This is a genomic window from Priestia sp. HNGD-A6 (assembly GCF_045784335.1).
Lineage (GTDB): Bacteria > Bacillota > Bacilli > Bacillales > Bacillaceae_H > Priestia > Priestia zanthoxyli.
This window is the reverse complement of sequence record NZ_CP138621.1, coordinates 5,049,535-5,075,108: the sequence shown is the minus strand read 5'-3', so window position 1 is coordinate 5,075,108 and position 25,574 is coordinate 5,049,535. Positions and strand designations below refer to the sequence as shown.

The 25,574-nt window shown below is 35.8% G+C and carries 23 protein-coding genes; 4 read left to right on the top strand and 19 right to left on the bottom strand.

Annotated features, from left to right (window positions below; all coding sequences use genetic code 11):
- Positions 1–86: 86 nt before the first annotated feature.
- The 6 genes from SCI76_RS26385 to SCI76_RS26360 all read right to left on the bottom strand — a co-directional run bounded on the left by SCI76_RS26385 (position 87) and on the right by SCI76_RS26360 (position 10,326).
- The gene (locus SCI76_RS26385) at positions 87–5,195 is read right to left on the bottom strand and encodes an FtsK/SpoIIIE domain-containing protein (protein ID WP_407544786.1); all 5,109 of its coding nucleotides are present in this window, start codon (positions 5,193–5,195) and stop codon (positions 87–89) included.
- Positions 5,192–6,769, bottom strand: coding sequence for a hypothetical protein (locus tag SCI76_RS26380; RefSeq protein ID WP_221814560.1), 1,578 nt, complete (start codon positions 6,767–6,769; stop codon positions 5,192–5,194). The genes SCI76_RS26385 and SCI76_RS26380 overlap by 4 nt, the downstream gene beginning before the upstream one ends.
- A 12-nt stretch (positions 6,770–6,781) precedes the next feature.
- Entirely contained in the window at positions 6,782–8,467 is a 1,686-nt protein-coding gene (locus SCI76_RS26375; protein ID WP_221814561.1) for a hypothetical protein, read from the bottom strand.
- Positions 8,468–8,833: 366 nt separating this feature from the next.
- A complete protein-coding gene (locus SCI76_RS26370) occupies positions 8,834–9,154 on the bottom strand; it encodes a phosphoribosyl-ATP pyrophosphohydrolase (RefSeq protein ID WP_407544783.1) in 321 nt (106 codons plus the stop codon).
- 365 nt (positions 9,155–9,519) lie between these two features.
- Positions 9,520–9,831 (bottom strand): hypothetical protein, encoded by a 312-nt coding sequence (locus SCI76_RS26365; RefSeq protein WP_028412954.1) that lies wholly within the window; start codon positions 9,829–9,831, stop codon positions 9,520–9,522.
- 306 nt (positions 9,832–10,137) lie between these two features.
- Positions 10,138–10,326, bottom strand: coding sequence for a hypothetical protein (locus SCI76_RS26360; protein ID WP_016764545.1), 189 nt, complete (start codon positions 10,324–10,326; stop codon positions 10,138–10,140).
- Between the two features lie 467 nt (positions 10,327–10,793).
- Between SCI76_RS26360 and plsY the strand changes: the two genes are divergently transcribed.
- Positions 10,794–11,381 carry a glycerol-3-phosphate 1-O-acyltransferase PlsY gene (gene plsY, locus SCI76_RS26355; protein ID WP_063247784.1) on the top strand — a complete coding sequence of 196 codons (588 nt, stop codon included), beginning with the start codon at positions 10,794–10,796 and terminating at the stop codon, positions 11,379–11,381.
- 172 nt (positions 11,382–11,553) lie between these two features.
- Here the strand turns inward: plsY and SCI76_RS26350 are convergent, their stop codons facing one another.
- Together SCI76_RS26350 and SCI76_RS26345 are read right to left on the bottom strand one after the other, a co-directional pair.
- Complete coding sequence (locus SCI76_RS26350) at positions 11,554–12,231, bottom strand: DUF1129 family protein (RefSeq protein ID WP_028412952.1); 678 nt, start codon at positions 12,229–12,231, stop codon at positions 11,554–11,556.
- Positions 12,221–12,559 (bottom strand): PadR family transcriptional regulator, encoded by a 339-nt coding sequence (locus tag SCI76_RS26345; RefSeq protein ID WP_028408974.1) that lies wholly within the window; start codon positions 12,557–12,559, stop codon positions 12,221–12,223. The genes SCI76_RS26350 and SCI76_RS26345 overlap by 11 nt, the downstream gene beginning before the upstream one ends.
- 251 nt (positions 12,560–12,810) lie before the next feature.
- Between SCI76_RS26345 and htpX the strand changes: the two genes are divergently transcribed.
- Complete coding sequence (htpX, locus tag SCI76_RS26340) at positions 12,811–13,683, top strand: protease HtpX (protein ID WP_063247783.1); 873 nt, start codon at positions 12,811–12,813, stop codon at positions 13,681–13,683.
- Between the two features lie 42 nt (positions 13,684–13,725).
- Here the strand turns inward: htpX and SCI76_RS26335 are convergent, their stop codons facing one another.
- On the bottom strand, positions 13,726–14,712 hold the full coding sequence (locus tag SCI76_RS26335) for an MBL fold metallo-hydrolase (RefSeq protein WP_063247782.1): 987 nt from the start codon (positions 14,710–14,712) through the stop codon (positions 13,726–13,728).
- A gap of 307 nt (positions 14,713–15,019) precedes the next feature.
- Between SCI76_RS26335 and SCI76_RS26330 the strand changes: the two genes are divergently transcribed.
- Entirely contained in the window at positions 15,020–15,343 is a 324-nt protein-coding gene (locus SCI76_RS26330) for a YnfA family protein (RefSeq protein WP_014459650.1), read from the top strand.
- Between the two features lie 63 nt (positions 15,344–15,406).
- On the opposite strand, the gene SCI76_RS26325 is transcribed toward SCI76_RS26330, so the two are convergent.
- The 5 genes from SCI76_RS26325 to SCI76_RS26305 all read right to left on the bottom strand — a co-directional run bounded on the left by SCI76_RS26325 (position 15,407) and on the right by SCI76_RS26305 (position 20,373).
- Complete coding sequence (locus tag SCI76_RS26325) at positions 15,407–15,607, bottom strand: hypothetical protein (protein ID WP_081213998.1); 201 nt, start codon at positions 15,605–15,607, stop codon at positions 15,407–15,409.
- A 133-nt stretch (positions 15,608–15,740) separates the two neighbouring features.
- Entirely contained in the window at positions 15,741–17,054 is a 1,314-nt protein-coding gene (locus tag SCI76_RS26320) for a suppressor of fused domain protein (protein ID WP_221833004.1), read from the bottom strand.
- 175 nt (positions 17,055–17,229) lie between these two features.
- Entirely contained in the window at positions 17,230–18,513 is a 1,284-nt protein-coding gene (locus tag SCI76_RS26315; RefSeq protein WP_221833006.1) for an ABC transporter substrate-binding protein, read from the bottom strand.
- A gap of 70 nt (positions 18,514–18,583) precedes the next feature.
- Positions 18,584–19,411, bottom strand: a complete 828-nt coding sequence (locus tag SCI76_RS26310) for a carbohydrate ABC transporter permease (RefSeq protein WP_013057493.1) — start codon at positions 19,409–19,411, stop codon at positions 18,584–18,586.
- Entirely contained in the window at positions 19,411–20,373 is a 963-nt protein-coding gene (locus SCI76_RS26305) for a carbohydrate ABC transporter permease (protein ID WP_057244664.1), read from the bottom strand. The genes SCI76_RS26310 and SCI76_RS26305 overlap by 1 nt, the downstream gene beginning before the upstream one ends.
- A gap of 230 nt (positions 20,374–20,603) precedes the next feature.
- Here SCI76_RS26305 and SCI76_RS26300 point away from each other — a divergent pair, with 230 nt between their 5' ends.
- Entirely contained in the window at positions 20,604–21,443 is an 840-nt protein-coding gene (locus SCI76_RS26300; RefSeq protein WP_063247779.1) for an SDR family oxidoreductase, read from the top strand.
- 70 nt (positions 21,444–21,513) lie between these two features.
- Here the strand turns inward: SCI76_RS26300 and SCI76_RS26295 are convergent, their stop codons facing one another.
- The 5 genes from SCI76_RS26295 to SCI76_RS26275 all read right to left on the bottom strand — a co-directional run bounded on the left by SCI76_RS26295 (position 21,514) and on the right by SCI76_RS26275 (position 25,281).
- Positions 21,514–22,845 (bottom strand): TIGR00366 family protein, encoded by a 1,332-nt coding sequence (locus SCI76_RS26295; RefSeq protein ID WP_407544778.1) that lies wholly within the window; start codon positions 22,843–22,845, stop codon positions 21,514–21,516.
- Positions 22,846–22,972: 127 nt separating this feature from the next.
- Positions 22,973–23,458: a GNAT family N-acetyltransferase gene (locus SCI76_RS26290; RefSeq protein WP_028412945.1), complete on the bottom strand. Its 486-nt coding sequence runs from the start codon at positions 23,456–23,458 to the stop codon at positions 22,973–22,975.
- Positions 23,459–23,562: 104 nt separating this feature from the next.
- Positions 23,563–23,796 (bottom strand): hypothetical protein, encoded by a 234-nt coding sequence (locus tag SCI76_RS26285; RefSeq protein WP_063247778.1) that lies wholly within the window; start codon positions 23,794–23,796, stop codon positions 23,563–23,565.
- 100 nt (positions 23,797–23,896) lie between these two features.
- Complete coding sequence (locus SCI76_RS26280; RefSeq protein ID WP_013057499.1) at positions 23,897–24,082, bottom strand: DUF4083 family protein; 186 nt, start codon at positions 24,080–24,082, stop codon at positions 23,897–23,899.
- A 92-nt stretch (positions 24,083–24,174) separates the two neighbouring features.
- Positions 24,175–25,281 (bottom strand): CapA family protein, encoded by a 1,107-nt coding sequence (locus tag SCI76_RS26275; RefSeq protein ID WP_014459640.1) that lies wholly within the window; start codon positions 25,279–25,281, stop codon positions 24,175–24,177.
- Positions 25,282–25,574: the final 293 nt, after the last annotated feature.

Below are 25,574 nucleotides of genomic sequence, written 5' to 3'. Positions count from 1 at the left end.
CTTTCTATATTATTACTGGAACAATCTTACCAGTAATGAAATTTATGAAAAGATAGGCATCTAGACATCGTCTAGATGCACAACTATTATTCCGTTTTATTAAAATATTTGAGTAGCATTCTACGAACTTTAGGAGTTAAGAAAGGACTTTTCCCTCTCTCAACATTCCCATGAACTTTAGCTAAGAAATCGCCTTTTCCTGCAAGCTTTTCTGCTCCTGAATCATCTAAAATGATATTCGATGCAGTTGCATCAGCTGCGCGTAAAGCTAAACGGGCACCTAAATTATTTCTAATATTAGTATTTATTATGTCAGATTTTGGGTTTTGAGTACAAATAATCAAATGAATTCCTGCTGCCCTTGCTTTTTGTCCTAATCTCATGATGGCATTTTCTACTTGTTTTTTCATATCTGCATCTTGTGTCATAAAATCAGCGAATTCATCAAAGACTACTACTATTCTAGGAAGAACAATTTCTACTTCTTCAATATATTCCTCTAGGTTGGTTACACCTTCTTGAGCAAACGTAGTATATCTGCGCTCCATTTCTTCTACCATGTGTTGAAGAATTAGAACTGCTTCACTAATTTCAGTAATGACATTCATTGTATGTTTTTTATTCTCATAAATTGTAAACTCTACTTTTTTAGGATCAATAAACATAAATTGAACTTGCTCAGGCTCATACAAGCACATAATTCCTAAAATAATAGAATTTAGTGTGACACTCTTTCCGCTCCCCGTTGTTCCTCCAGTTAAAAGATGAGGGGACAGGGAACTAGAGAAATCCATATAAATAACTTCATTCAGTGGATTAAGACCCAATGGAGCAATTAAATTTGTTTTTTTGATATCTTGCTGTATCTGCTCTCTTGTAAGCTTCATAAATTGCTCAAAATAAATTGTTTCAGGTTGTTCTCTTACAATATCTATATTCATTCCCCGGTTGTTAATAAAGACATGTGGTTCACTATTTAATCCTATCCATAGCTGTATATCTTTTGTACGTGAAATAATTTTATTTGCTGAAAGATCCGGTGGTAGTGTTAAAATTAAACGTATTACACTTGAACCAATAATCGATTCTTTTACATTAATGTGAATGTTATTATGGTTAAAGTTATATTTTAGTTTTCGAATATACGTATTTTTGAGCTCTTCACTATCGTTATCTTCCACTTCGTACTCTAGCTCTAGACCGTTAAGAGCTTTAATTTCAGGATAGCTATAGTTACTATGATTATCGAGTTCTATTGTTGCTATTGGAGTGTTAATAACTTCATTTTTTAGGTCTTTTTCTCCACTGACAATGCTAGTAGTATGAACATCTAAGTTATCCATTGTTCTTAGAACCTCTTCATTATCCGCTTTATTAACCTCAATATTTTGGACTTCTAAGTTCTCTGGTTTCCCCAAACCTTCTATTTTTTCACTATTTCCTTCAATATCTTTATTTTCAAAAGTCTGTTGTAACGTCTCATTCAAAGATTCCAATTTGGCAAGCTCTTCATATTCAGGCATATCTAATTCTTCTGCTTGCAACGTGTTTAAAATGTATGCACGAGTATATATATAATTTTTTATGTTAGAATCTAATGAATCTACATACACACCATTTTCTAATTGTTCAAAATTATATTCCGTTAAATTAGACGTATAACAATACACATCTACGCTTCCACTAATAGAAACATTTATTTTATCTAAAGAAATATGCTGTAAGTCTTTTAGAAGTTTCGCATGTTCCGGACCATAAGAATTCTTTTCGATAAAATACTGAACCAGTTCACTCCTCCAATGATTTGTGTCTAACTGTTCGTTACCAAATCTAAACAAATTATTGTATAAACTTATACCAGGTTTAACCTGCTTAAGAGCGTCGAAACGTTCCTTATCAAAGATATTATGGTTAATGAATTTAAGCTCTAGCAATTCAAATGTGATCTTTAAACCTTCGTTTTCTCTTTCAATAGTAGTCAAGACTAAATCTGGTCTTCTTTTGTTACTAGCAAACCAAGGTAAGTCATCACAAACCGACCATACCTGCAGCTTACGTTCACTGTGAGTAAGCCTTCTTTCAGTAGATAAATAAGTTGCTAGCATTTCGTGAGCATATTTCCCTCGACCAATTACCTTCAAGACAAGAGCTCCTGAAATATCTTTAACTTTATTAACAGCTTCAATGATGGCGTCTCGAGATATATTTTCGTTCTTCATTATAGATACGAGCTTACGATGCAACCGGTCATAGTATGCAAAATCATTTGTTTCTTCAGTAAGTTTACGAATATATTTAGATGATGAAACAATAAGTTTGAAACGACTGCTCTTTCCTACTTTAGGTTTATATTGAATAATATTTGCTTCACTAGACGTTTTAGTTAAAAGCGTTTTATCTAAATATCTATCTAAAATTACTGACCAATTAAAGCGTTGATGCATAAAGTCAATTAATGCACTCTGTTTTTCACTTGTAATTGATATCATATTTTTTAAAAGTTGTACCTCATTTTTTTCAGGCATTAAATTCGTTTGAACTATATATTGTAATTGATAAAAATATTGTAATGTTTTAGGTAAATGCTCACTAACATAACTTATACGTTTAACAGCTTCATCGTTATTGAGTGGCTCTTTATATATGGTTTCAAACCAGCTTGTTGAATTTATAGGAGTGACACGTTCATATCTGTATTTCACTTGTTCTCCTTGACCAAAGTAGTCCGCTAACACTACTAAATCAGCATCTACCATCTGTTTTTCAACTTGATTTGATATTTCGTTAAGGTTCCTGCCTGAAATTACGTTTATTTCAATTTTAGGGAATTTACTATTCATTTCAGACTTCGTATATTCCTCTTTTTGCTGTAGCCATTTATTTAATTGATGATGAATTTTAGCAGCAGATTCGCTGTGAATAGTTAAGCGCATTTTCTTCACTTTCGTTTTTGAAAATAAAGCATCGATACATTTCATAACTACTTCACTACTCTGACAATGTAGTAAAAGCATATCTAGCCCGTCTTTTGCATAGGGGTACACTTCTAAATAGTTTTTAACTACTTTTATTAATTCTTCAGATAGCTCCTGAGATAAGTAGTCAGTACTTTGTGCCTGCTTTGTATTTATAACAAAGGATCCTTCTCCAAAATATTCGTCATTTTCGATTAAATAAGTATCGTCTTCTAATACTGAAAAATACCTTGGTGCTAAATGACTAACTTTACTGTATGCAAATTCTAAGTACTCTTCTAACTTTTCTACTTCTAGGTTACCTTGAGTAGCATATTCACACCATTTTTGAACAAATTGGTTAAGAGTTTCAAAACGCTTAAGATATGCTATTAACCGGATAGGGTTTACGATAGTTAGCTTTCTAGAGTCAGGTATTCTAGATTCTCCCTTTTTTGTATCAAAATAATCTACGGCACCTATAATATTGATGTTTTGATAAATATGTTTAGCAACGGAAGAAGAAGTTGAAACACGAGAAAGAACTTCTTCTAATTCTTGCTCTAGTCCTTGAGGATCTAGTACAAAAAAACCTTCTTTAAATGCTTTGTTTATATGAACTAAATACTGCTCTAAATAAGCTGAAAAATAATCAAAGTGTTGCTGCATGTTTTGATCATTCATAGAGAGATAATTTTTCACACTTGACTTCATATAGTTATTAACATCTAATATTTCTAGGTCACTCTCTGCATAATTTTTGATGTAAGGTAATTTACCTTTTTCAGCATATTGCTTAAGAGTGCATAACTCGAGATTATTAAATGAGGTAATTTTAAATTTACGATTTCCTATAACTTCATTATCAATATAGTGTTTTAATTCAAATGTAATATCTGTATCCTTAGAAGTTTCGTCTACTGTAGGTAACTTCAGTTTATCAAAGGTAATCTTTGGTACTAATTTTTCTAGCCCTTCTAAATAAAGCTTCAAAGTTGTTAAAACATTTTCACTTGTTTTAGATGTAATAACTTGTAAATTAAATCTTGAGTTTATAATGTTACTATTCTCTCTTTCATCTTCAATTAGAGAAAATGTCTCTTTTAAAAGAGCTAGTGTTATATCACTGTATATAGATGGATTCATTAGTTTTTCTACAGAACGATTTAACTTCTTCACAAGCCCATTCTTAGAAGCTAATTCTTCCTCAAACTCTTCCACAAATTCTTTAATCGCTTCAGGACTATCGTTAGATATTACTTCATCTAATCCATTTTCAAAGCTTTTTAATTCTTCTTGATCGAAACGGTCTTTGTTCTCTTCTAATACTTCACCAATTTGCTCTTTTATAGTCGGAGGTCCTACTTTAAAGTCTGTGACTTTTTGGACAAAGTCAAAATCATTAAATAAAAAAGCATCTGATGTTTGGTTCAAAAACTCAATTACTTCTTTAGTTAACTCGTCTATATTTTTACTTTCCCAAATCTCGTCAGGCCAATTATTTTTTTCTTCTTGTTCTAAAAATAAGTATAGATTATTTTGTATTTTCTCATGTTGTGATTCTTTAATTTGCAAGTTAGCTAGTAGATAATTCTTTTGTAAACGGCTTTTACCTGCTCCACCTATTTTTAGCTTCATATCAATAAACAAATTAAGGTAAGGTAAATTCTTTTGAATACTATCTATGACTGAGGAACTATTGTCGTTTAATACATGAACCAAAAACTTCACAACATTTCTGAGTTGCGGCTCACAAATACTTTGATAAGTTTTAATAAAATCTTGAATATGCTTTATCTCATCCGTAGCAATCTGTCCAGATTCTGCTAAGATATTATAAATAGACATTAACCCTCTTGAAGTTAATAAATAGGATTCATCAACAGTGAATAGGTTCTCTAAACTTTGTGCTTCAGGTGTCATTTCGTTAATAACTAAAATTAGAGCCTGATGAGATTTAGTATTATTTCTAAGCCATGTACTTGTTTCGAAGTCTCTATATGCAAAATTACTAAAACCTTCTACAGGGGTTATTGTTCGAATAACTGGTTCGTAAAAATTACTCATTGAACCTATATTCAGGTTTAATTCACTTAATAAAAGCTGAATATTATTTGAAGTTAATCCAGTTATTTTAACAAATAACTTTTCTGTATGTTCATCTTTTTGCTTCTTAAAATGATCTACTAACAGCCTATTAATCCATTGTGCCAACAATTTGTCTTCGGTTATATTGCTCATATTGTCATCACACCTTCTGCCATCTCATACGGATTTCTAATCATTGCTGTAGCATCCGAATATTCTACTAGCAATCCGTTTTTTCTTAATTTCTCCCTAAGAGCCAACTCATTTTTTTGATAATGACGAATGTTGACTTTTGACCTATCATACAATGCACTTTCTCGTGCTTGCATTTCCCCTACTATGAACCCATATTTTTCATATAGCATATTTAAAAACTCACTAAATTCTATTGATTCTTTTGGTTTCACGTTGATAAAAACTAGTGTTTGTAAGAACGTATCTGTCATCAAATATCTGTAACTAGAACCCGCTTTGAAGTTACCTACTCCGCCATCTCTAGCTAAAGTTCTATTAATAGAAATTTGGTGCCTTTTTAATGTGTCAGAAATGACTTCCTTTACTACGTTATGAAGTTTGTCTTTTACATCCTCATAATTTTTACACTTTTGCAATGAGTTTATTACTCGTTTTTTGCGAGATTGAAGTTTTTGCAAACCCATTTTCTCAATAAAGATCATGGGGTCTTCTTTCCATTTACTTAACTCTCTATTGACTTCTTCTTCATGACCGATAATACTGAAAAATTGCTTTGAGAAATAGTCTTCAAATTTTTCTTTAATTAAAATCTCATTGTTTTTAAACGTACTAGTTGATATTTTTTGTACTTCTTTATTTTTACCATCTAAACAATCGAAGAAAAACTCTATTCGATCGTTGACACCTACTTTAGATCGCTCATACATATACAATAAAATATGAAAGCAAGTTAAACTTGTTAAAAGCTTGAACATATCGTAAACATCAATATCTAAATTCAATAAGTTTGACATTTCTTCAGCAAACTGGTCAAAAAGTTCGTGCTCTTCAATTGGCAAATGAGGGTATTCCTTAGACAGTTTTTCCACCTTTTTTAATGGATATCTATCTTCAGACTTATTTTCACCTTCATCTCCTAAAACACTTTGGATAGAGTCTACTATTTGACCAACAGAATTGTTTTTTTGTAATAACTGTTGAAACCTCTGCTCTATTCTATGTTTAACACCTGGGAAATTTTTAGCTCCATAAGAAACCATTAAATAATATAATTCTCCACCACGTGCAAAAAAGTTTCGTTCGTAAGAAGTATTTTCACCTTTAACACGCAACTCGAAAAAAAGTAGACTCTCGTGTAAAGGGTATAACGATCGAGCATACCAAGAGCGATCAGCTTCCTTTCCTTTTCCGTCCACAAGAGGTATTTCTAGATTTCTAAAAAAATCTCTAATAACTTCAATTTTGTTATCATCTTGAAGTTTTTCATAAAGAAATTTCTTTTTTTCTTGATCAAGTTGCGCGCTACCACGCTTACTACCTTCTTTGACACCTTCAAAGATAAATTTGCGTAAATTTTGTGATTTATTTCTAAAATAGCAATCTGCATTTAGTTGATAATCTGTTCCATATAAAACATTTAAGAACTCTAAAACGTACTCTGGTCCACGTTGACCATCTTTAAAACGGTGCCCCCAAATTTTTGCAGATAGCTGAGATGAAAATTCTTCTACATTTTTATCTGAATTCTGCATGTCTATTCACCCTTATTCTAAAATTTCTATACAATCTTGCACATACAAACCGTTTTCTTTATCTAGCCTTAGAATGTTTAATACAAAAGGGTCTGTTTCGGTTTCTTTTATTAATTCGTTACGAAATGTATCAAGAAGGATTTCCACATCTTCCTTTAAAATATTATGAGTATCGCCGTTACTTAAGCGCATGAGATATTCAAATACATATAAATTTAAAAATAGTTTAGTTTTACCCACAGTAATTTCAAAGCTAGAGGATCTGTGATCAATATCCTCTCTTTGTTTTTCTTCACTTATTTTCATCTGACTTATAGGTATACTTGAATGAATCATTAGATTTTCTGAAGTAGAGAATAATTCTCTATTACTATCTACTAATCTCTTAGAAAAAGCCCGATTAAGACCTCTAGTTAAATCCCTTTTGCTTATCGCCTGCTTCCTTTGGTCACCAAAGAGCTCGTCGAATATATTTACAAATTTAAAGGGAACTAAATTGGTTCTATTAAAAAATTCTTCTGAAGGGAATTCGAAATAAAATTTTCTTCTTAACCTTTCTATCCATTCTTCAATGAGGTTATCATTACTCTCTTTGTTATGATTACGATAAATATCTAATCTTTTCTTAAAGTATCCTAGATATAAATCTAAATCCGAATTAAATAGATCCTCATGTAAAGCTTCTAATTGGGCATTGCCACTAATATCGCCATTTAAAATAAAGTCATCTATATTAGAATCAGAATATCTTCCTGGATCTAATTCTTTAAAGAGTTTTATTGCTCTCATATCTGAAAGAGCTTCATTGGCAGCATTATTCCCATAAAAATTCTCATAATATGGTTTGTCAATTTGGTATTTTAAGGCTTCATAATCTGCATTCAACACATCTGTACAAGTTAAACCACCGGTAAGGATATAACTAATATGTATAAGCATTTCACGCATAGTTATGTGGGTGCCCAAATAGTCAAGAAACCTATATTGTTCTACCAATCTATTTTTCACAAAATCTTTGGAGGACCTTTTATGATTTAAGTTTATAATACACGCTTTTTGCTTAGAACAACTTTCACATACCGACCAGTTACTTTCTTTATTCCATTCATCTAAGACTTTTTCAACGTATAATGATGAGGTTACATCTAACAAATTGATAATACTAAAAGTAGAATTATTTTCTAAATGGGTCTTAAAACGTCTTTTAACTTCCACTTTCAACGAGGATAGATGTTCATGTTGGGATAAAAACTTAGTCAACTTACCTTCATTTGCAGCAATAAGATAGTATATTTTATCTGCATGGTTATCGTTTATACTTGCTTGTAATCTACTAAGCTCCTGTAGGATAATTTCGTCTTTCAGTTCTGATAAATCTTTAACCATTCTAATTTTCCCGTGCGGAAAATCCACCTCGAGTATTCCTGATTCAGGCCAATCTACTAAACCATCTTGGTGAAAATAATTATAAACGGAACGACATAACCTAGTCTTTCCATCCCCTGCATTTCCTGTTAATATAATGCTTTGAGGGTTATTTAAAAATAAATTACAAAGATACGTTTCTGCCTTGGTTTCAATTTTAAAAACATACGAGTCTTTACCTTTATCGTATGTATATTCATCATATATTTTAGAGTGATTAGGAGATAAAACATTAAATTGATCTAAATAGTCAACAAATGTATTTTTATTCAAAGTCATTCTCTCCTTTTGTCATTTTTATTATTCTGATACTATCTAATCTCATAATTCCAATAATTAATTGATGGCATAAAAACAGCCCAAATTGCTTCTAATCGACAATAAAAAAGCTATCCATTAAAAGACAAAATAGGTAAAAAGTAATCTTAAATTTTCCTTTTTTAGGTAATTATACCTCATTATTCTCTTATTGATTATAGCATAGATATAATAATATCTGGAATAAAATTGTTTTATTTTAACTTAAATTACCTGTAATCTCTGTAATGCAGTACCAAATAATTAAAATCAGTCCTGAAATGTAGTAGATTCTTGAACAAATGACAAAATCATCTTCATTTTTCCTTTTACTAAAATAATTTATTCTACCTCAACTAAATAAATCCGATCATCAAACTTCCCGCGCTCCTCCGCCTTCTCCTCACGCACTTTCTCCAGCTGTTCCGGCGTTGCCCCGTGCACAGCTGCTAGCGCGTGCATCACTTCCAGTAAATCTGCGAGTTCTTCAATAGCATCTTGATGGGTTTGGGCTTCTATGTATTCTTGAAGCTCTTCTTTTGCCTTTTCCTTCAGCTCATTTTGATACTCCTCTCGCTGCAGCACGCGTGATTTGAAGGTGTTTCCACTTTGCTCAATCATTGTTGGAATTTTATCTCGCACTAGCTTGTTATAAGTAGGCATTATTTTTTCCTCCATCTCTTACCTTTCTAGTAAACTAGTATCTTTCAAATTCTGCTTTGTTTCCGTTAAACACATTTAAATCAATAAACGTTTCTTTACCTTTATAGCCGCTGGCACTCATTGCATTTGGAATTACCCAGCCTATACTCCATAGTAGAAATATAAAACTTACAAGAGCGACTAATATAAATCCTACGGCAAGAAATCTTTTGTTCTTTTGATTTGCTTTGTCTATTGTGTTTACCCCCTTTTTTAGAAAATACTTCTAATATTCTAACATAAAAAGGATTTTTCAAAGCAAAAGAGCCTACCAGTCTTTATTTGGAAATATAAAAAAACCACCTAAAAATCAGGCGGCTCTTCTTTTATGCTGCGTCTTCAGATGGTTCATTATCTTTGGCTGCTTCTATCAGTAAAAAAATAGCCGTTAAGATATGCATGATCATGCCGACAATTGGAATCCACGCAATAGCAGAACAGACAATTCCCATGATATGCCCTGTCCGAACTTTGTTTGTTTTAATCGCAAATACTAAACCTACAATATGCAATGCGAGCATTAAAATAAGCGGCGTGTAGGCTAGGCCAATAACCAAGGTCCCGCCTAGAATTGGAATCCCCCAAAGAGCCTCTAATCCTCCGCTGACCCATTTCAATATACGACTTGTTTTTCCCAATGTATCCTCCCCCTTTGTCTTCAATGTATGCACAGAGGTTTTGTTTCTGAACGGTTGTATATGAAAAAAGTGGAAAAAATACGTGTACTAAAAATAAATCGATAGTCCCATATAAAGATACGTTTTTATACAGGACTAGTCTAGTAGTGGAAAATGAATGAGAGGAAAAGGCTTTGTTTTACATGTAATAACGAGGAGCTCTTCGTCGAGAGAATGAAGTAAACATCAACAAAGAAGCCGAACTCAAAATGTAAGCTCGGCTTTTTCTTATATGATAAATAGAAGTATTATAAAATGTTTTTTGTATTAGTGTTCTCGACTCTTCTCAAATTTTTCAACAGCCTCAAAATCAAGCTCGGCTGATATCCAATCGCCTTTTTCCGGGAATTCTAGATTTCGAACGACTATTTTATTCGGCCCTTTTTTTTCTAAAATTTTCGCCTGGCAGTTTTTGTACATAACTACTTCTCGTTCTTTGATATCTGTCCACAACAAGTGCAGAACCCCTTTCAATTTTAAGAAGTTAATATTTCGAAACACTGTTTTACATTTTATTATATTTTTTTGGATTTGTTAATTTTTTTGTCTTGTTTTTCATAAAAAAATGATCAAAACGCTTTTTTCTACTACAATATACCCAAAATATCTTTTAACCTTTAAATATTTATGTTATATTTTTAAAATTGTATTACAAGTTTTTTTGTTTTTGCCTTTTCGTTTCTTCTCTTTTCTTCTTTTTACATATTCATAATAGACATCTCAATCTATACTAATACGTATCAAGGCTTAAAAGTTCAAAAATATCTTAACATACTAAAAAGCATTAGGTTGTTCCACTAGAAATCCAATGGAATTTACAAAAACTCCACCGAAAAAACTAGAAGCCTTTAGCCATACAAAAAACTGCTTTTACCGCATTTATATTTTAATGAATACTAACAACACAATTTGAGGTGCCAATAATGAACGTACTAACAAACGCTATAATTATCTTATTAGCTTATTTAATTGGATCAATTCCTTTTGCTTTAGTGATTGGAAAAGGGTTTTACAAAACCGATGTTCGTAAGCACGGAAGCGGTAACTTAGGAGCTACTAATACCTTTCGCACTTTAGGAAAGAAAGCAGGTATTATAGTATTGATCGGCGATATAGCAAAAGGCTCGCTAGCCGTCTGTTTACCGCTTATGATGAATAGTCACTTGCATATGCTTGTCCCTGGATTTATTGCTATTCTTGGACATAGCTATCCGGTTTTTGCAAAGTTTAAAGGAGGAAAATCTGTAGCGACTGCCGCTGGTGTATTCCTTGCATTTTCACCATTAGCTTTCATTCTAGGGATTCTTGCTTTTTTAATTTCTCTCAAAATTTCTAAATACGTATCCTTATCTTCACCTATTGGCGCATTGGTTGCCTTTTTGGCATCAATTTATGTAGGTGATGTTGTACTAATCGTATTTGCAGCCGTTATTTTTGTTTTCATTACATGGAAGCATATTAAAAACTTCAAACGAATTAAATTGGGTACAGAACCTAAAGTTAATTTTTAAGCGTACTAAAGTTAGTAATCTTTAAATGATGTTGCCAAAAAGGTGTTCATGAGTTGAACACCTTTTTTATTATTTTAGTACGTCTTGTCCCAAGGTAGACGTAAATTATGAAATTTCTTTAAAAATGCTCTTGATTATAGAGTAAACAATACACTTTACTGCTTCCTATATCTCATTTTGTAATTTGATATTTACTATTTAACCACCTTAAAACGATGAGTGTTACGGCACCAGCAGCTAAATATAAGAAGCCTCCAAATTCTATTACATACCCAAAAGGTGGAATAAGCTTTGGTAAAAAAACCATCCCTGCAAGAGAAATAAAAATTAAGACAAAGAGTAGAAAAAAGTCCTTAATCTTATTCGTAATTTTGTAAACAGATTTTTGTATCCATTTTAAAAGCAGAAAAACATCAAGAGAAATAATAGCTGCAACAATAACAAAAGTGACGATTGCTGTTCCGATATAAACAGTCTGGCTGCTATCCTTAACATAATGTACAACGATATTTCCTATCCCGCTTACTATAGCCATCAAGCTTGCTAGCTGTAACAATAAAAAGCTTATAAAAAAAGCAGTGCTTTTTAAGGGTTCTTTAGGTAACTGTTTAATCATTTCATCACAGTACGTCTTAAGGTTCTCTCCAAACACCTCTTCAGCACGCTTCCCTTCCGCTTGTGCGTCAATAAGGTGATCTAAAAGCTCCATCAATAACTCTTCAGCCTGCTGTTCAGAAACTGACACACTCGTTCGAATGTAAACAAGCATATTATCATAGTACTCTTCATTTTCCTTGGTCAGCTCTTTTCGCTTCTTATTATTTAATTTAATTAACTCCTTAGCGTTCATCGTAAAAACTCCTATTCAACAATTTATTTACAGGGTTTTGAATGTTGATCCATTCCTCTTGGATTTCACATAATGCGCTCTCGCCAGATGCCGTAAGATGATAGTACTTTCGTTTAGGACCCGAAGGCGATGCTTTCATTTCTCCCTTTATTAATCCCTCCTTTTGAAGACGTAGTAAAATGGGGTAAATCGAACCTTCACTCACATCATTTAATCCATATTGTTGAAGCTTCTGGGATAGCTCATAGCCATAAACCGTTTCTTTTTGAATGATTGATAAGATACACCCTTCTAAAATTCCTTTTAACAATTGACTTCTCAAAGACATATCGATTTCTTCCTTTTCACTATCTTGTTATACAAGATACATTTTTAAAGTAAAGCTACCTTGCAAGACAAGATAGCTTTATATCATTCATAATAACCTATTTATGGTAAAGTATCAACCATTTATTTACTTTTTTTATTAAACCACTTAACATAGTAATCTTTTTAATAACTTTGAATAAATAAATGAAACCTTTCCTCTCAACTAACCGTATACCTATCATGCACGTATTAGTTAAAGGAGGAAGACTTGTGCTAAAACGAATTTCACTGTTTATTTTCGTTAATATTCTAGTATTAATTACAATCACAACGATTACATCTTTATTAGGTGTTCAAAGCTATATGGGAAGCGGCGGTTACGGCGGCCTGCTGGCATTTAGCGTCATTGCCGGCTTCAGCGGCGCGATTATTTCTCTTATGATGTCACGCGTGATGGCAAAGTGGATGATGGGTGTTCAAGTTATTGATGAACGTTCCCCTCAAGGTGAATATGAACGATTTGTTTTAGAAGAAACTCACCGACTTGCATCTGTGGCAGGATTAAGAAAAATGCCTCAGGTCGGAATTTATCACTCGGCGGAAGTTAATGCTTTTGCAACAGGTCCAAGTAAAAGACGCTCGCTTGTTGCCGTTTCAAGCGGAATGCTTGAACGAATGGACCGCGATGCGATCAGCGGCGTTATCGCTCACGAAATAGCGCATATTAAAAGCGGTGATATGGTCACAACTACGCTTCTGCAAGGAGTATTAAATACATTCGTTATTTTCTTCTCTCGTTTAGTAGCCAAAGCGGTGTCAAACTTTGTGCGAGAAGAGTTTGCGATGGTTGTTTATTTCCTTACATCGATTGTATTTGAGATTCTCTTTAGTATTTTAAGCAGCCCAATTATTTTCTGGCATTCAAGAAGACGTGAATTCAAAGCTGATGAGCTTGCAGCTAAACTCGGCGGCAAGGAAAAAATGATTTATGCGTTAGAATCGCTTCGTCATACTACTTCATTAGTAGATGACCGTCAAAAATCAATTGCCGCTTTTAAAATTAGCGGTAAAGAAAAATTCTCACGCTTATTTTCTACTCATCCGCCGCTTGAAAAACGCATTGAGCGCTTGCATTCACTATAAGCAAAAGAAACCAGCTTCTTTATGGAAGCTGGTTTTTTTATGTTATGACTGAGGAGCAAGTACGCGTGCAGCTTCCCACAGTAAGACGCCGTCTTTATTTTTTGTTAATTCCACGTAGCCTTCTTTTTCAAGATACGTAAGCTGGCCATACACTTCTGAGAAAATAAAGTCAGGTGCTTTTTGATACATATCCGGGAAAAATGCAGCGCTGACTTCAAGCGTTGTTTTCTTTCCTTCCCCCATCGCTTGTAACACGCGCAGCGCCCATTTATGCTGCTTTTGAATGCGTTCCATAATTAAAGAATGAATGTCACTAAGCGGTTCACCATGTCCGCTATAGATCAAATCAATGTCGTAGTTCAACGTTTTTTCTAGAGACGCTAAGTAGTCCAGTAGCGGCGTTGGCTTAGGATTTTGAATGGTTGGCTCTAAATACGGGTTTGACGGTACTTTTGGCAAAATATGATCTCCGCCAAACGCGACTTTTTCTTTTCGATTGTAAAACATCAGCTGACTTAACGAATGTCCCGGCGCTTCAATTACTTCCCACTCACTCGCATACGGAAGTGTATCGCCTTCTTTTAAATACCCGGTTAGCTTCTGCCCTTTAGGTGAATAAACTTGAATCGCAGCCGTTGCTTTACCAAGCCATTCTTCCATTACATCATCACTGACTCCAAACTCCATAAGGAAATTACGATATAGCTCATTATGCTGCTGAACAAACTCTTCATCTTGGTAAATCCAAGGCTCCACAAGCTTATGACCGTAAACAGGTATATCACTCGGCAGCCATTCTAAAAATCCAGTGTGATCCGGATGCTGATGAGTCAGAATAACTTGTTCAATATCCGTTACTTTATATCCTTCTTTACGAAGCGCCTCTTCAAAAACGCTCCACGCTTCTTTGGTTTTCATACCTGCATCAATTAACGTTACCTTGTCTGCTTTTAATAAAAACACATTCACTGGTCCAATTGGAAATGGCGTAGGCAGTTCAATGCGTATCACTTTATGATCTAAACTCATTTTACCAAACCCCTATATCTGCATTCTTTTTACTTTTTTATACTGTTAAACGTCTTATTCTTTTAATTAGTCAATTTCCTGCTAACGTCTACCTGTAAAAGTACTCTGAGGAGCAGTCATTACTTAGCTCTTTGCACTCGTACAAACAGTCACATAAACTCATACTATTAATAGTTTAGCAGGTTTGAAGACAAATTGATAAAGGAATGCTTTCCAGTGCACTTATTTAAAGCAAACGAATGGTTCATCAAACGAAAAAAGTAAGATAGAATAAAGAGACGAAATGATGATATAAGGAGTATAGGTTATGATTAAAGCGATTTTTCTTTTTATCTTAGCAGGTCTTGCTGAAATTGGCGGAGGCTATTTGATTTGGCAGTGGCTGCGCGAAGGAGCATCAAGCTGGTTAGGACTTCTGGGCGGTATTGCTTTGGTGCTATACGGCGTCATTGCTACGTGGCAGTCGTTCCCCGACTTTGGACGTGTATATGCAGCTTACGGCGGTATTTTTATTGTTTTAAGCCTGTTTTGGGCATGGTGGGTTGATAAAAAAATGCCCGATACATACGATTGGATTGGCGGACTTGTGTGTCTGATTGGCGTAGCGGTTATGCTTTGGCCAAGAAGTTAAGTAATCACACAGGAAAGAGCGCGCTTTCTCCCTTTTTGTAAGAAGAAGCAAAATAAAAATAGGCTAGGACATAACGAGTTGAATCCAATCTAAAGACGAACAAATGAGAGACATGAGCTGAACCGCTTGAGACACCGCCGTTGATTTCCGTGCAAGACTTCGCTTTCCGCGGGCGGACGCTGAGCCTCCTCGTCGCTTACGCTCCTGCGGGGTCTCATCTGTTCCGCTTTTCCCGCAGGAGTCTTCGTCTTGCCCTCCAATCAACGGCTAGAAGAATCTAAACAGGTGAAACCTACGTTTACCCTAACAAAAAAACGAACCACTCATCAACATGGTTGATAAATGGTTCGTTTTTCACTTCGTCTAACATACTTTTTTCCCAGCCTCTTTTTATTTATCACTTATTAAATCTGCCGAAAAAGCCTTTTCTTTTTTCCTTAAACGTATTAGGTCTATGTAAGTTAAATAAGTGTTCGATGCCATTTCCCATCATCTTTTCTAGCAACGCTTCTTGTCCATGCGGGAAATAGTACTCCATTTCTTCTTCGTACAAAGGGAGAAGCGTATGGAAATAGACTGGCCACTCTTCGTGGGTTTCTTTTCCGTTTTCAAGATACGGCATCATAAATGCCTCTTGGCACTGCGGCAGAGGCGGCACGACCATAACACCACAAAAGCCGCTTTCTGGTGAATACGGTTGAACCTGTAATGGCAGCTTCACTTTTTCACCTGTTAACGTTCGTTCATAGATATCCACGTAGCGATCCAGCTCTTGATTTGGAAATACCATCCACTGACCAATCCAATTCATATGGTTTACTGCAAAGCTTCCTACTTGATGCATGACTTGTGGAATCCAGCTGTAACTTTTATCTTCAAACGGATCTTGATCTGCATGCATCACCAGTTCAACGTACGCGCTGTCTAATCCAGGGGGTGTCGGCAGGCGAAGCGTACTATAACCATGTGTTGCGACCGTATAAAACGGCACTGATTCTGTAGGAGCCATTTCATAAAAACCTGCCTCTGTCACCTCAGCTGATTCTGCTTCGACACGGCGGATAATCGGCCCATAATATGCTTGTAAGTGAGCTTCCACATCCTCATCGAGCGATTCCCGAACAAATGGATTTAACTCTTCAACTGATGCTTCTTCTTCTTGTGATGACCATACTTCATAGAAAGTAAAACCGGTTAGCCCGTTCTCAAACACTACCTCTCGAAATGCATCAGAAACATAAATTTCTGGAGAGATGATAGGAAAATCTCCTAGACTATGTTCGGTATACTTTATTCGAAAAATTGGCTGTCTCTTTACCTTATCCTCTATAAAGGATAGCTTGTCAAATCCTCCAAAATCATCAGGTATTGATTCTGAATAGTTCACACATTCGTTTATCACATTAACAATATTAACAGCGTAGCACTTGTATTCAGGGTGAGTAAGAGGGACAAATTCTACAAACTCAGAAATTAGTTTTTCTAAGCTCTGAACAGCATATCCATCGATAATTGGAGGAGTTGCAAAACCTTTATAAGTTAAAAGGTTATTTAACTCTCCTTTTTCATATGTTTCAACTGGAAGATTTGTTTTACTATGTAGATACTCTCCTTGCTGCAGCAGATTTTTAAATAGTGTTTCGTCATCTTCCTTGTTAGCAGCGGCTATTTGCTCACTTTCTAAACTTGTACTTAATTTCCATATTTTCATAAACAACACCTCTAGTTTCTATATAGGAAGTGTATCCATTATAAAATTTCCACTGTTCTATCCGAATAGGAATATATAACCTTTTATGCACAATTAATTCTACCATAAAGATAGAAACCTAGAAGTATTAGGCTTTTGATTGCAAAAAAAGACAACCCAAAGGTTGTCTTTTCCATTACTTCAACTCAGCCCATCTTTTATCTAATGATTTTAATAGCTCATCTTCAGATGTTTGGCCGCCGATGTATTCTTGTACATCTGCTCCAAATTTTTGCGTTACGCCTTCAGGGAATTTTGTCCATTCCCAAGGAAGCGTTTTTTGCTCCTTAGAATATTTAAGAAGTTCTTCACCTAAAGGTCCGATGTCTTTTGCTTCAATTGACTTAAAGGCTGGAATGTACTTGAAGTCTTCTACTAGCGCTTTTTGACCTTCTTTAGATGTAACCATCCAGTTTAAGAAGTCTTTTGCTGCTTTTTTATCTGCCGCTGGTGCTTGTTTGTGAATAACCCAGTTGCTTGGAACGTCGATTGCAAGCTTGTCAGATGCAGCTGCATCGTCGCTTAGCGGCATAGGTAGAATCCCTACATCCATGTTCGGCGTAATTTTATCAAGCATTGGCTGAATCCAGTTTCCTTGCTGAATCATCGCTGCTTCACCGTTCGCAAATTTCGTTACTTGCGTGTTATAGTCCGTCGTTAACGGATTTTTGTTTCCATATTTCACTGTTAAATCAAGCAGCTTTACATACTGTTTGAACTGCTCGTTTCCTGCAATTTTCGTACTGCCGTCATTTAATCCTTTAATAAATGCATCCGGATCTTTTTGACTGGCAAATGGAATGTTTAAGCCGTGGTTTCCAAGCACCCACCACTCGCCGTAGCCGATAGAAAATGGCGTAATACCGGCAGCTTTTAGCTTTTTAGCCGCTGCTTCTAATTCCGAATATGTTTTTGGAAGTTCTTTGATGCCTGCTTTTTTGAACAGTTTTTTGTTATATGTAAATCCATAGCCTTCAAGGCTGATCGGCTGTCCATATACTTTACCGTCCATCGTCATTGGAGTAAGTGTGTTTTCGTACACGTCATCAATCCAAGGCTGATCCGATAAATCTTCTAATTTATTTTTCCACGTTTTTGCCTCTTGATATCCGCCGTTTGTGAAAAGGTCAGGTGCATTGCCCGACGCAAACTGCGCTTTTAAAGCTGCTGCACCGTCAGCTCCTCCACCAACCGTTTGGATATTGAACTTCACATTTGGATGTTCTTTTGTATATTGATCAGTTAGAGCTTTTAGCTGGTCTGCAATTTCTACTTTTCCTTGAAATACATCTACTACTACTTGATCTCCGCCGCTTTTTTTATTACCAGATGCGCTTTCGTTTGAACATGCGGTTGAAAATAACAGCGTAGCCGATAAAACACCTACTGCTAAAGGCCATTTTTTCATTTTGAATGCCATTTTCTGTTCCTCCCTATTTGCTGCTGGTTTTGATGCCTCAGCCTCAAAACCAGCCCTGTTGCCGCTTCTATTATTTAATTGAACCGCTTGTAATTCCTTTAACAATGTGTTTTTGCATTGCAAAGAAGAAGATTAATAGCGGGATAATACTGATTACAAGTGCTGCTAGTGCTAAATCCCACTGCTTTGTATACTGACCAAAGAAGAAGAATGTCGCAAGCGGAATCGTTCTTAGCTCAGGATCTTGCAAAACAAGAGACGGAAGTAAGAAGTCATTCCAAATCCATAGGCTGTTTAAGATGACGACAGTTACTGTAATTGGCTTTAATAATGGGAACACAATTCTCCAAAATACGCCTAGACGTGAGCATCCGTCGATGATTGCCGCTTCTTCTAGCTCAACTGGAATTCCTTTAATAAATCCGTGGTATAAGAAAATCGTCATACCTGAACCGAAGCCTAAGTACATGATCACAATACCCCAAATGCTGTTTAACAGATTTAAGTTTCCTGCTACTTTTACAAGTGGAATCATGATGGATTGAAATGGAATAACCATTGCCGCTACGAATGCCATAAAGATAATGCTGCTGATTTTTTTCTTTGTTCGAACCAGCATGTAAGCTGCCATTGAACAGAAGATGACTAGAACTGCGTTACTGATGACTGTAATGATTAGCGAGTTGCTAAGCACTTTTAAGTAGTTCATTTGGTTAAATGCATTAACAAAGTTTTGAAACTGAATCGTTGTTGGCAGTGCCGATGTGTTTGATAAAATTTCTGCAAATGACTTCAGTGAGTTTGAAAGCACGTAATAAAAGGGAACCAAGAACACCAGTCCAAGCAGGACCGCTAAAATTTCAACAATAAAGGTTTTGCTCGTATATTTGTTTCCCATTACGATTCAACCTCCTTCTTCTTCGTGTATGTTACTTGAATAATCGTAATCGCTGCTACGACGATGAAGAAAATTAAGGCTTTTGCTTCACCTAGACCGTATCTGTTATTCACAAATGCTTCTGTATAAATGTTAAGCGCTAACATTTCTGTTGATTTGAATGGACCACCGTTTGTTAATGATAAGTTGACATCAAATACTTTAAATGACCATGAAATCGTTAAGAATAAACAAACCGTTACTGCCGGCGCTACCATTGGAATTGTAATGTGACGAAGAATTTGCCATCTGCTTGCTCCGTCAATTTTTGCTGCTTCAATAAGCTCTTGCGGTACGTTTTGCAGTGCTGCTGTGTAAATAAGCATGATATAACCTGCTCCTTGCCATACACTTACAATCACGATGCCCCAAAATGCTGTTTTTGCGTCTCCCAACCAAGGAAGTTCAAAAAGTGAGATTCCCGTGATTTGTCCGATAGATGCAAATCCTTTTACGAAAATGAACTGCCATACAAATCCTAGTAAAAGTCCGCCAATTAAATTCGGCATAAAGAAAACCGTACGTAAAATGTTTCGTGTTTTTAACATTTGAGTTACAAGGATTGCTAACACGAACCCAACCACATTCGTTAAGATAATCGCAACGACCGTATATTTTGTTGTGATCCAAAACGACTGCTGAAACTGCTTATCTTCGGTGAACAAGTACTTGAAGTTATCAAGTCCCACCCAGTTAATCGTGCCGTTTACTCCGTTCCAGTCTGTAAATGAGTAATAAATCCCTGTAAAAAATGGTATAAGTACAATCACACAAAACGCTAAAAGTGCGGGCCCTACAAATAGAGCAAATAAACCTACATTTTTCAAATTTTTACGTTTTTTCGTATTAATGGATGGTTCTCTTTTAAGTTCTTGCTTTAAAGGAACATATTCTGTCTCCTGTAATTTACTTTGGCTATTCATCTTACTAGCACCTCCCTATGTCTTATTTTAGCGAAATCCGCTATTTATGAAACCGCTTTAATTGACGAGTAGGGTGTAAAATATTGACCTTTGTGCAACATTTTCTCCCCTGTGCACATTTTACATACTTTTCTAAAGCATGAAAGAAATAAAAGAAAAAGCTAGAAGTGGACGACATATCTTCTTATCTTATACACTAGAAAAAAGATGTAGTTGGGAGGAACATACGCATGACAGCAAAACGAGCGCTAATTACAGGTGCCAATTCAGGAATGGGCCTGGCCACAACGATTGAACTAGCCAAAAAAGGATTCGAAGTCATTATGGTATGCCGAAATGAAGAAAGAGGAAATGCCGCTTTAGAAGAAGCGAAACGCCAAAGCGGATCGGATTCCATATCTCTTATGACCTGTGACCTAGGTTCTCTTGACAGTATCCGGGCTTTCAGTGAAGACTTTACGTCTCGCTACAGTGTACTTGATGTGCTGATTAATAACGCGGGCGTCGTGACAATTAAGCGGGAAACAACACAAGACGGATTTGAAATGATGCTTGGTGTCAATCATTTGGGTCACTTTTTATTAACTAATTTACTTTTAGATCCGCTGAAAAAAGCTCAACAGGGACGCATTATAAACGTTGGCTCCGGTGCTCATAAAGCGGGAAAAATAGACCTCACCAACCCTCATTTAACAACGGGATTCGGAATATGGCGAGGATACTCTCAGTCTAAATTAGCAAATAACTTATTTACGGTTCATTTAAGTAAAAAGTTAAAAGACACCTCTGTAACCGTAAATTGCCTTCACCCCGGAGCCGTGTCTACCGCTATCGGCGTTAATCGTCAAACGGGTTTTGGAAAAAGCGTTCACGCCGTGCTTCGCCCTTTCTTTTTAACGCCTCTTCAAGGTGCCGAAACAGCTATTTATTTAGCAGACAGTCCTGAAGTGACGCATATTAGCGGCGCTTATTTTTATAAAAAACGCGTGACTCCTCCTTCTTCAAGAGCAAAAAATGAACGGCTTGCAGAAGAATTTTGGGACTGGAGTGCGCGCGAAGTTGGTTTATAAAGTAGATAGATACGCTTGGGAAAGAAAAAAGTAATGAAAAAAGGTCAGCTTTTCAGCTGACCTTTTCGTATTAAAAAAACGTTAGTCCTATAGCAAAAATAAAGCCTGATACAATTAAGGTCGTCACGCAGTAGCCCATTATATCGCGTGCTCCGAGCCCTGCGATAGCTAGTGCAGGTAGTGCCCAAAACGGCTGCGCCATATTCATCCATGCTTCTCCGTAAGCAATGGCCATCGCAGCGACTCCCGGATCTACGCCGAGCTGTTCAGCTGCCGGCATAATAAAAGGTCCTTGTACAACCCAGTGTCCTCCTCCTGACGGAACAAAAAAGTTCACAACGCCAGAACTTAAAAACGCAAGAAACGGAAATGTCGTTTCATTTGAAATCGAGATAAATGCGTTCGTTAGCTTCCCGCCTAAGCCTGATAGCTCCATCATGCCTTGAATACCTGCGTAGAATGGAAACTGAATCACAATCCCAGCGGTTCCTTTCGCAGCATTGGAAACGGCATTCATATAGGATAAAGGCGTGCGGTGAAGTAAAATACCCGTCGTAAAAAACAATAAATTCACTGTGTTGATATCCATTTTAAAACCGTTTGTAGCAAAATAATAAATTAAATATGAATACCCAAGAAGTGCAATTGTTAGACTTAAAAACCTACTGTTCTCCATGCGTACAGCAAATGTTGGCTTAGAAGAAGTTGTCTCAACAACTGTAGCCGGCGCCATTTCATCTTCTGCCAATAGTCTTGGATCGATTTCTACCACTTCTTTTCCCGTCGGCATCATCAGTCTTGTCATAATAGGAAGGACAATTAATAATCCGAGGGTAATAGATAAGTTGTAGCCTGTAAAAATCGTGTCTGACAGCGGAATAAGTCCAGCCGTTTTTTCCATTGGGTTTCCAGGTGTAGCAGCGACAAGAGGAATCGAACCTGACAAGCCTCCGTGCCATGTTAAAAACCCTATGTAAGCACAGGCAATTAAAAACCGATAATCAGATCCCGGCACGCGTTTCGCTACTTCTTTCGCAAACAGCGCACCTACAATTAAGCCAAACCCCCAGTTAATCATACAAGCCATGGCTGCGCCTAGCGTGACCAGAATAACCCCTTGCGCCGGAGTTTTGGCTAACAGTGCTATGTTTACAAGCCACTTCTTTACAAGCGGCGAGCTGGCAAGCGCATGTCCTGTGACAAGCACTAAGCTCATTTGCATCGCAAATGCAAGAAGGTTCCAAAAGCCGCTTCCCCAAAACTGAACCATTTCAATCGGCCCGTGAGGAGTAAAAACAATACCTGATACAAATAAAATCAGCGTCAGGATTAAAGCAAATACAAACGGATCAGGTAAAAAACGCTGCACAAGCGCCGTAAAAAAATTAGATAACGCTTTCATTTTACTCCTCCTTTACAGGAATACTCCTGTGAATAAATGTCGACAAGCATCTTTAATTATACATAATTTGTTGAAAATTGTTAATATTTAGTTTAAATAAAAAACCCTTCTGTTTTCCAGAAAGGTTTTACACACTAAACGTTTGAATAAGAGTTGGCTCTCCGTCAAGTTCAATTTTCTTTTCTTGAAAGGAAATATGTAAGCTTTCATAAATATGTTTCCAAAATGAAATAGCCCGCTTATTGCCTGCAAGCTCAATAATCATATACGTTCCTTTTCGATGAGAGAAAATGTCTTTTACCGTTTCAGAAGCAATGCCCTGCTTTCGGTATTTGTTTAAGATAAAAAAATCATTGATGCAGTAATCTGCTTCTTGCTGAAGTGCGGGCTGTTCAAGAAGTAAAAAAAAGCCCGTCAGCTTATCATCTACTTTAATAAAGTATGGCGAGAGGCCTTCTACTTTCCAAAACAAGGGCAGCTCTTCAAAATGAAAAGCTCCATCTTCGCGAATATCTAAAGAAGGTGTATACGCAGATAAATCATGGAGATAAAGAGAATACAAATTTTGCAAAACGCCCGCTTGGCTTTTAGGTACTTTTTCAATCGTAAGCATTCTTAGTTCATCTCCTTCTTTTCCTATCATAAGGGTTTTTTGTGAAAGTTTACAGTAAAAATGTTTGAGGCAAAGTGAAGATAGATAGTCAAAAAGCTCTTTTTTCATTTTGTAGATGTATGAAACGCAATAAAAAAACGATCATCTCCGGTACTGTACGCTCCGTCTGATAATCGTTTTTTATGTTTTGTGTGCTGATGCTGAAGTTTTTCCTTCTTTGTTTTGGTTTTGCGCGTTTCCATGTCTGCAAATATAAACAGGCTGCGGTTTAATTCTGGATTTCGTTTTCCTTCACGCGTCATTTTATCACGCATTTTTTTTGCTTTTGACTTTGCCATGTAACTTCCTCCCTATATAAACGATGTATACATATCTTACTGCTTTTTTATAAAATGTCAAGTTTAGAAGCACTGATGTGTTAACAGTGCTTCTGTATAGTCATGACTCTTTATTTTTCAGCATATCATCTAATTTTTGCTCCATTCTCTGAAGCCTTTTTTCATTTGCCCCCTGCTTTTGAATCAACCTTTTTAAGCCTATAATAAATGCAATTATTACTCCTGCTATTCCTATCAGGATCAGCAGCATAAGAATTTGAAAAATAATATCACCTATATTAACCATAGTTCCACCTTTTATCTATTTTTTTACATTATATCATTTTTTTAGTTATTTCTGCTTTATTTTATAAAAAAAAGCTCTCAGTGCTGAGAGCTTCATTTACTATCTTCATCGTAGACCGTCCACTTTTCCTGTTTGATTTGATTGGAAACATCAATCAGTTTATTTTTTACCCGGTCCTTTTCTGCTCCTGTTAAAGGCGTAGGTCGGTAGTCGTTTCGCGCCGTTGTGGAAGAAATGCGGAATGGAATCACATTGATGTCTTTGTTTGTCGTTAGCTTTCCATCTTTAATCGTAAACGTCTGCTGAAATACAAATGTATCCTTATCACTTGGATTTTTGTTTCCGCCAAACATAAAGTTTCCTAAGCTATAGACAATAAATTTATTTTTGTATTCTTCAATTCCTTGAACAACGTGAGGGTGATGACCTAAAATCAAATCTGCTCCGTTATCAATTGTATACTTCGCCAGTGCCTGCTGCGCTGTATCAGGAACATAGTGTCGTTCAGATCCCCAGTGGAAATGCACAATAATAATTTTAGCGCCTTTTTCTTTTAAAGACTTAATTCCGTCTTTAATCTGACTTCTTACTTCTTTTGTGTCATCCCAGCCCGGATATCCAAGCAATCCTACTTTGACTCCCTTTACCGTTGTAATATATGTATCTTCATAGCCAAAATAGCCTATTCCGCTTTTCTTTAAGTTTTCTCGTGTATCATCATATCCTTGCTGTAAATAATCATGCGTATGATTATTAGCCAAGTTAACGGTTTCAATACTTCCTTGTTTTAAAATATTTACAAACGAAGGATCACCTTTAAAACGAAATGTTTTACTTGCTTTTTCCGTCGCAGTTGTCAGCGTTGTTTCTAAATTAACCGTTGTTAAGTCATCTTGCTCAAAGATCGATTTTACATTTTGCGTAAAATACGGCAGGCCATTTCTTGCTGCTACGTCGTTAAAAGTAGAATCGTACCCAAAGCTTTCATCGTTTCCTAAGGTAAAATCTCCTGCTGCGCTAACTTTAATGGTTGTATTAATTGCGTCTTTTTTCTCTTTTTTACTCGCTTCTTCTTTAGACTTTACTGTTTCTTCTTTTTTCTGCGGCTCAGAAGAGGTTTGTTCTCCTGCTCCTCCGCACGCTCCCAATAAAAAACACAAACTTCCATAAATAACAGCTTTTTTTAAATACTTGTTCATGTAACGTTAAAACCCCTTTTTACGTTTTAATAACTGTGTCTGGACTTGGTGTTTACTGCTTATTTCGCCAAATACATACAATTCTCCTGTTTTATCGGCAAAATAAGTGAAATTTTTATAAAAAAAGGAAGTTTTTATATTCTTTTTGGGTTAGAACAAGAGATTTTAGCTAAGAGAAAAGTAGCGCAAACGCTGCGGAGAAAACTGATGAGCTGTACTAAACTTCAAGTGATTCACAAAATAGCAGAGCGATTCCAAACGTCACCTAAAATAAAAACCTCCTTTGCTCATGC

What these genes read in the sequence shown, in the direction of transcription:
- SCI76_RS26385 (WP_407544786.1), bottom strand. Translation starts at nt 5,195, where the DNA reads ATGAGCAATATAACCGAAGACAAATTGTTGGCACAATGGATTAATAGG.
- SCI76_RS26380 (WP_221814560.1), bottom strand. Translation starts at nt 6,769, where the DNA reads ATGCAGAATTCAGATAAAAATGTAGAAGAATTTTCATCTCAGCTATCT.
- SCI76_RS26370 (WP_407544783.1), bottom strand. Translation starts at nt 9,154, where the DNA reads ATGCCTACTTATAACAAGCTAGTGCGAGATAAAATTCCAACAATGATT.
- plsY (WP_063247784.1), top strand. Translation starts at nt 10,794, where the DNA reads ATGAACGTACTAACAAACGCTATAATTATCTTATTAGCTTATTTAATT.
- SCI76_RS26350 (WP_028412952.1), bottom strand. Translation starts at nt 12,231, where the DNA reads ATGAACGCTAAGGAGTTAATTAAATTAAATAATAAGAAGCGAAAAGAG.
- SCI76_RS26345 (WP_028408974.1), bottom strand. Translation starts at nt 12,559, where the DNA reads ATGTCTTTGAGAAGTCAATTGTTAAAAGGAATTTTAGAAGGGTGTATC.
- SCI76_RS26335 (WP_063247782.1), bottom strand. Translation starts at nt 14,712, where the DNA reads ATGAGTTTAGATCATAAAGTGATACGCATTGAACTGCCTACGCCATTT.
- SCI76_RS26330 (WP_014459650.1), top strand. Translation starts at nt 15,020, where the DNA reads ATGATTAAAGCGATTTTTCTTTTTATCTTAGCAGGTCTTGCTGAAATT.
- SCI76_RS26320 (WP_221833004.1), bottom strand. Translation starts at nt 17,054, where the DNA reads ATGAAAATATGGAAATTAAGTACAAGTTTAGAAAGTGAGCAAATAGCC.
- SCI76_RS26315 (WP_221833006.1), bottom strand. Translation starts at nt 18,513, where the DNA reads ATGGCATTCAAAATGAAAAAATGGCCTTTAGCAGTAGGTGTTTTATCG.
- SCI76_RS26310 (WP_013057493.1), bottom strand. Translation starts at nt 19,411, where the DNA reads ATGGGAAACAAATATACGAGCAAAACCTTTATTGTTGAAATTTTAGCG.
- SCI76_RS26305 (WP_057244664.1), bottom strand. Translation starts at nt 20,373, where the DNA reads ATGAATAGCCAAAGTAAATTACAGGAGACAGAATATGTTCCTTTAAAG.
- SCI76_RS26300 (WP_063247779.1), top strand. Translation starts at nt 20,604, where the DNA reads ATGACAGCAAAACGAGCGCTAATTACAGGTGCCAATTCAGGAATGGGC.
- SCI76_RS26295 (WP_407544778.1), bottom strand. Translation starts at nt 22,845, where the DNA reads ATGAAAGCGTTATCTAATTTTTTTACGGCGCTTGTGCAGCGTTTTTTA.
- SCI76_RS26290 (WP_028412945.1), bottom strand. Translation starts at nt 23,458, where the DNA reads ATGCTTACGATTGAAAAAGTACCTAAAAGCCAAGCGGGCGTTTTGCAA.
- SCI76_RS26285 (WP_063247778.1), bottom strand. Translation starts at nt 23,796, where the DNA reads ATGGCAAAGTCAAAAGCAAAAAAAATGCGTGATAAAATGACGCGTGAA.
- SCI76_RS26280 (WP_013057499.1), bottom strand. Translation starts at nt 24,082, where the DNA reads ATGGTTAATATAGGTGATATTATTTTTCAAATTCTTATGCTGCTGATC.
- SCI76_RS26275 (WP_014459640.1), bottom strand. Translation starts at nt 25,281, where the DNA reads ATGAACAAGTATTTAAAAAAAGCTGTTATTTATGGAAGTTTGTGTTTT.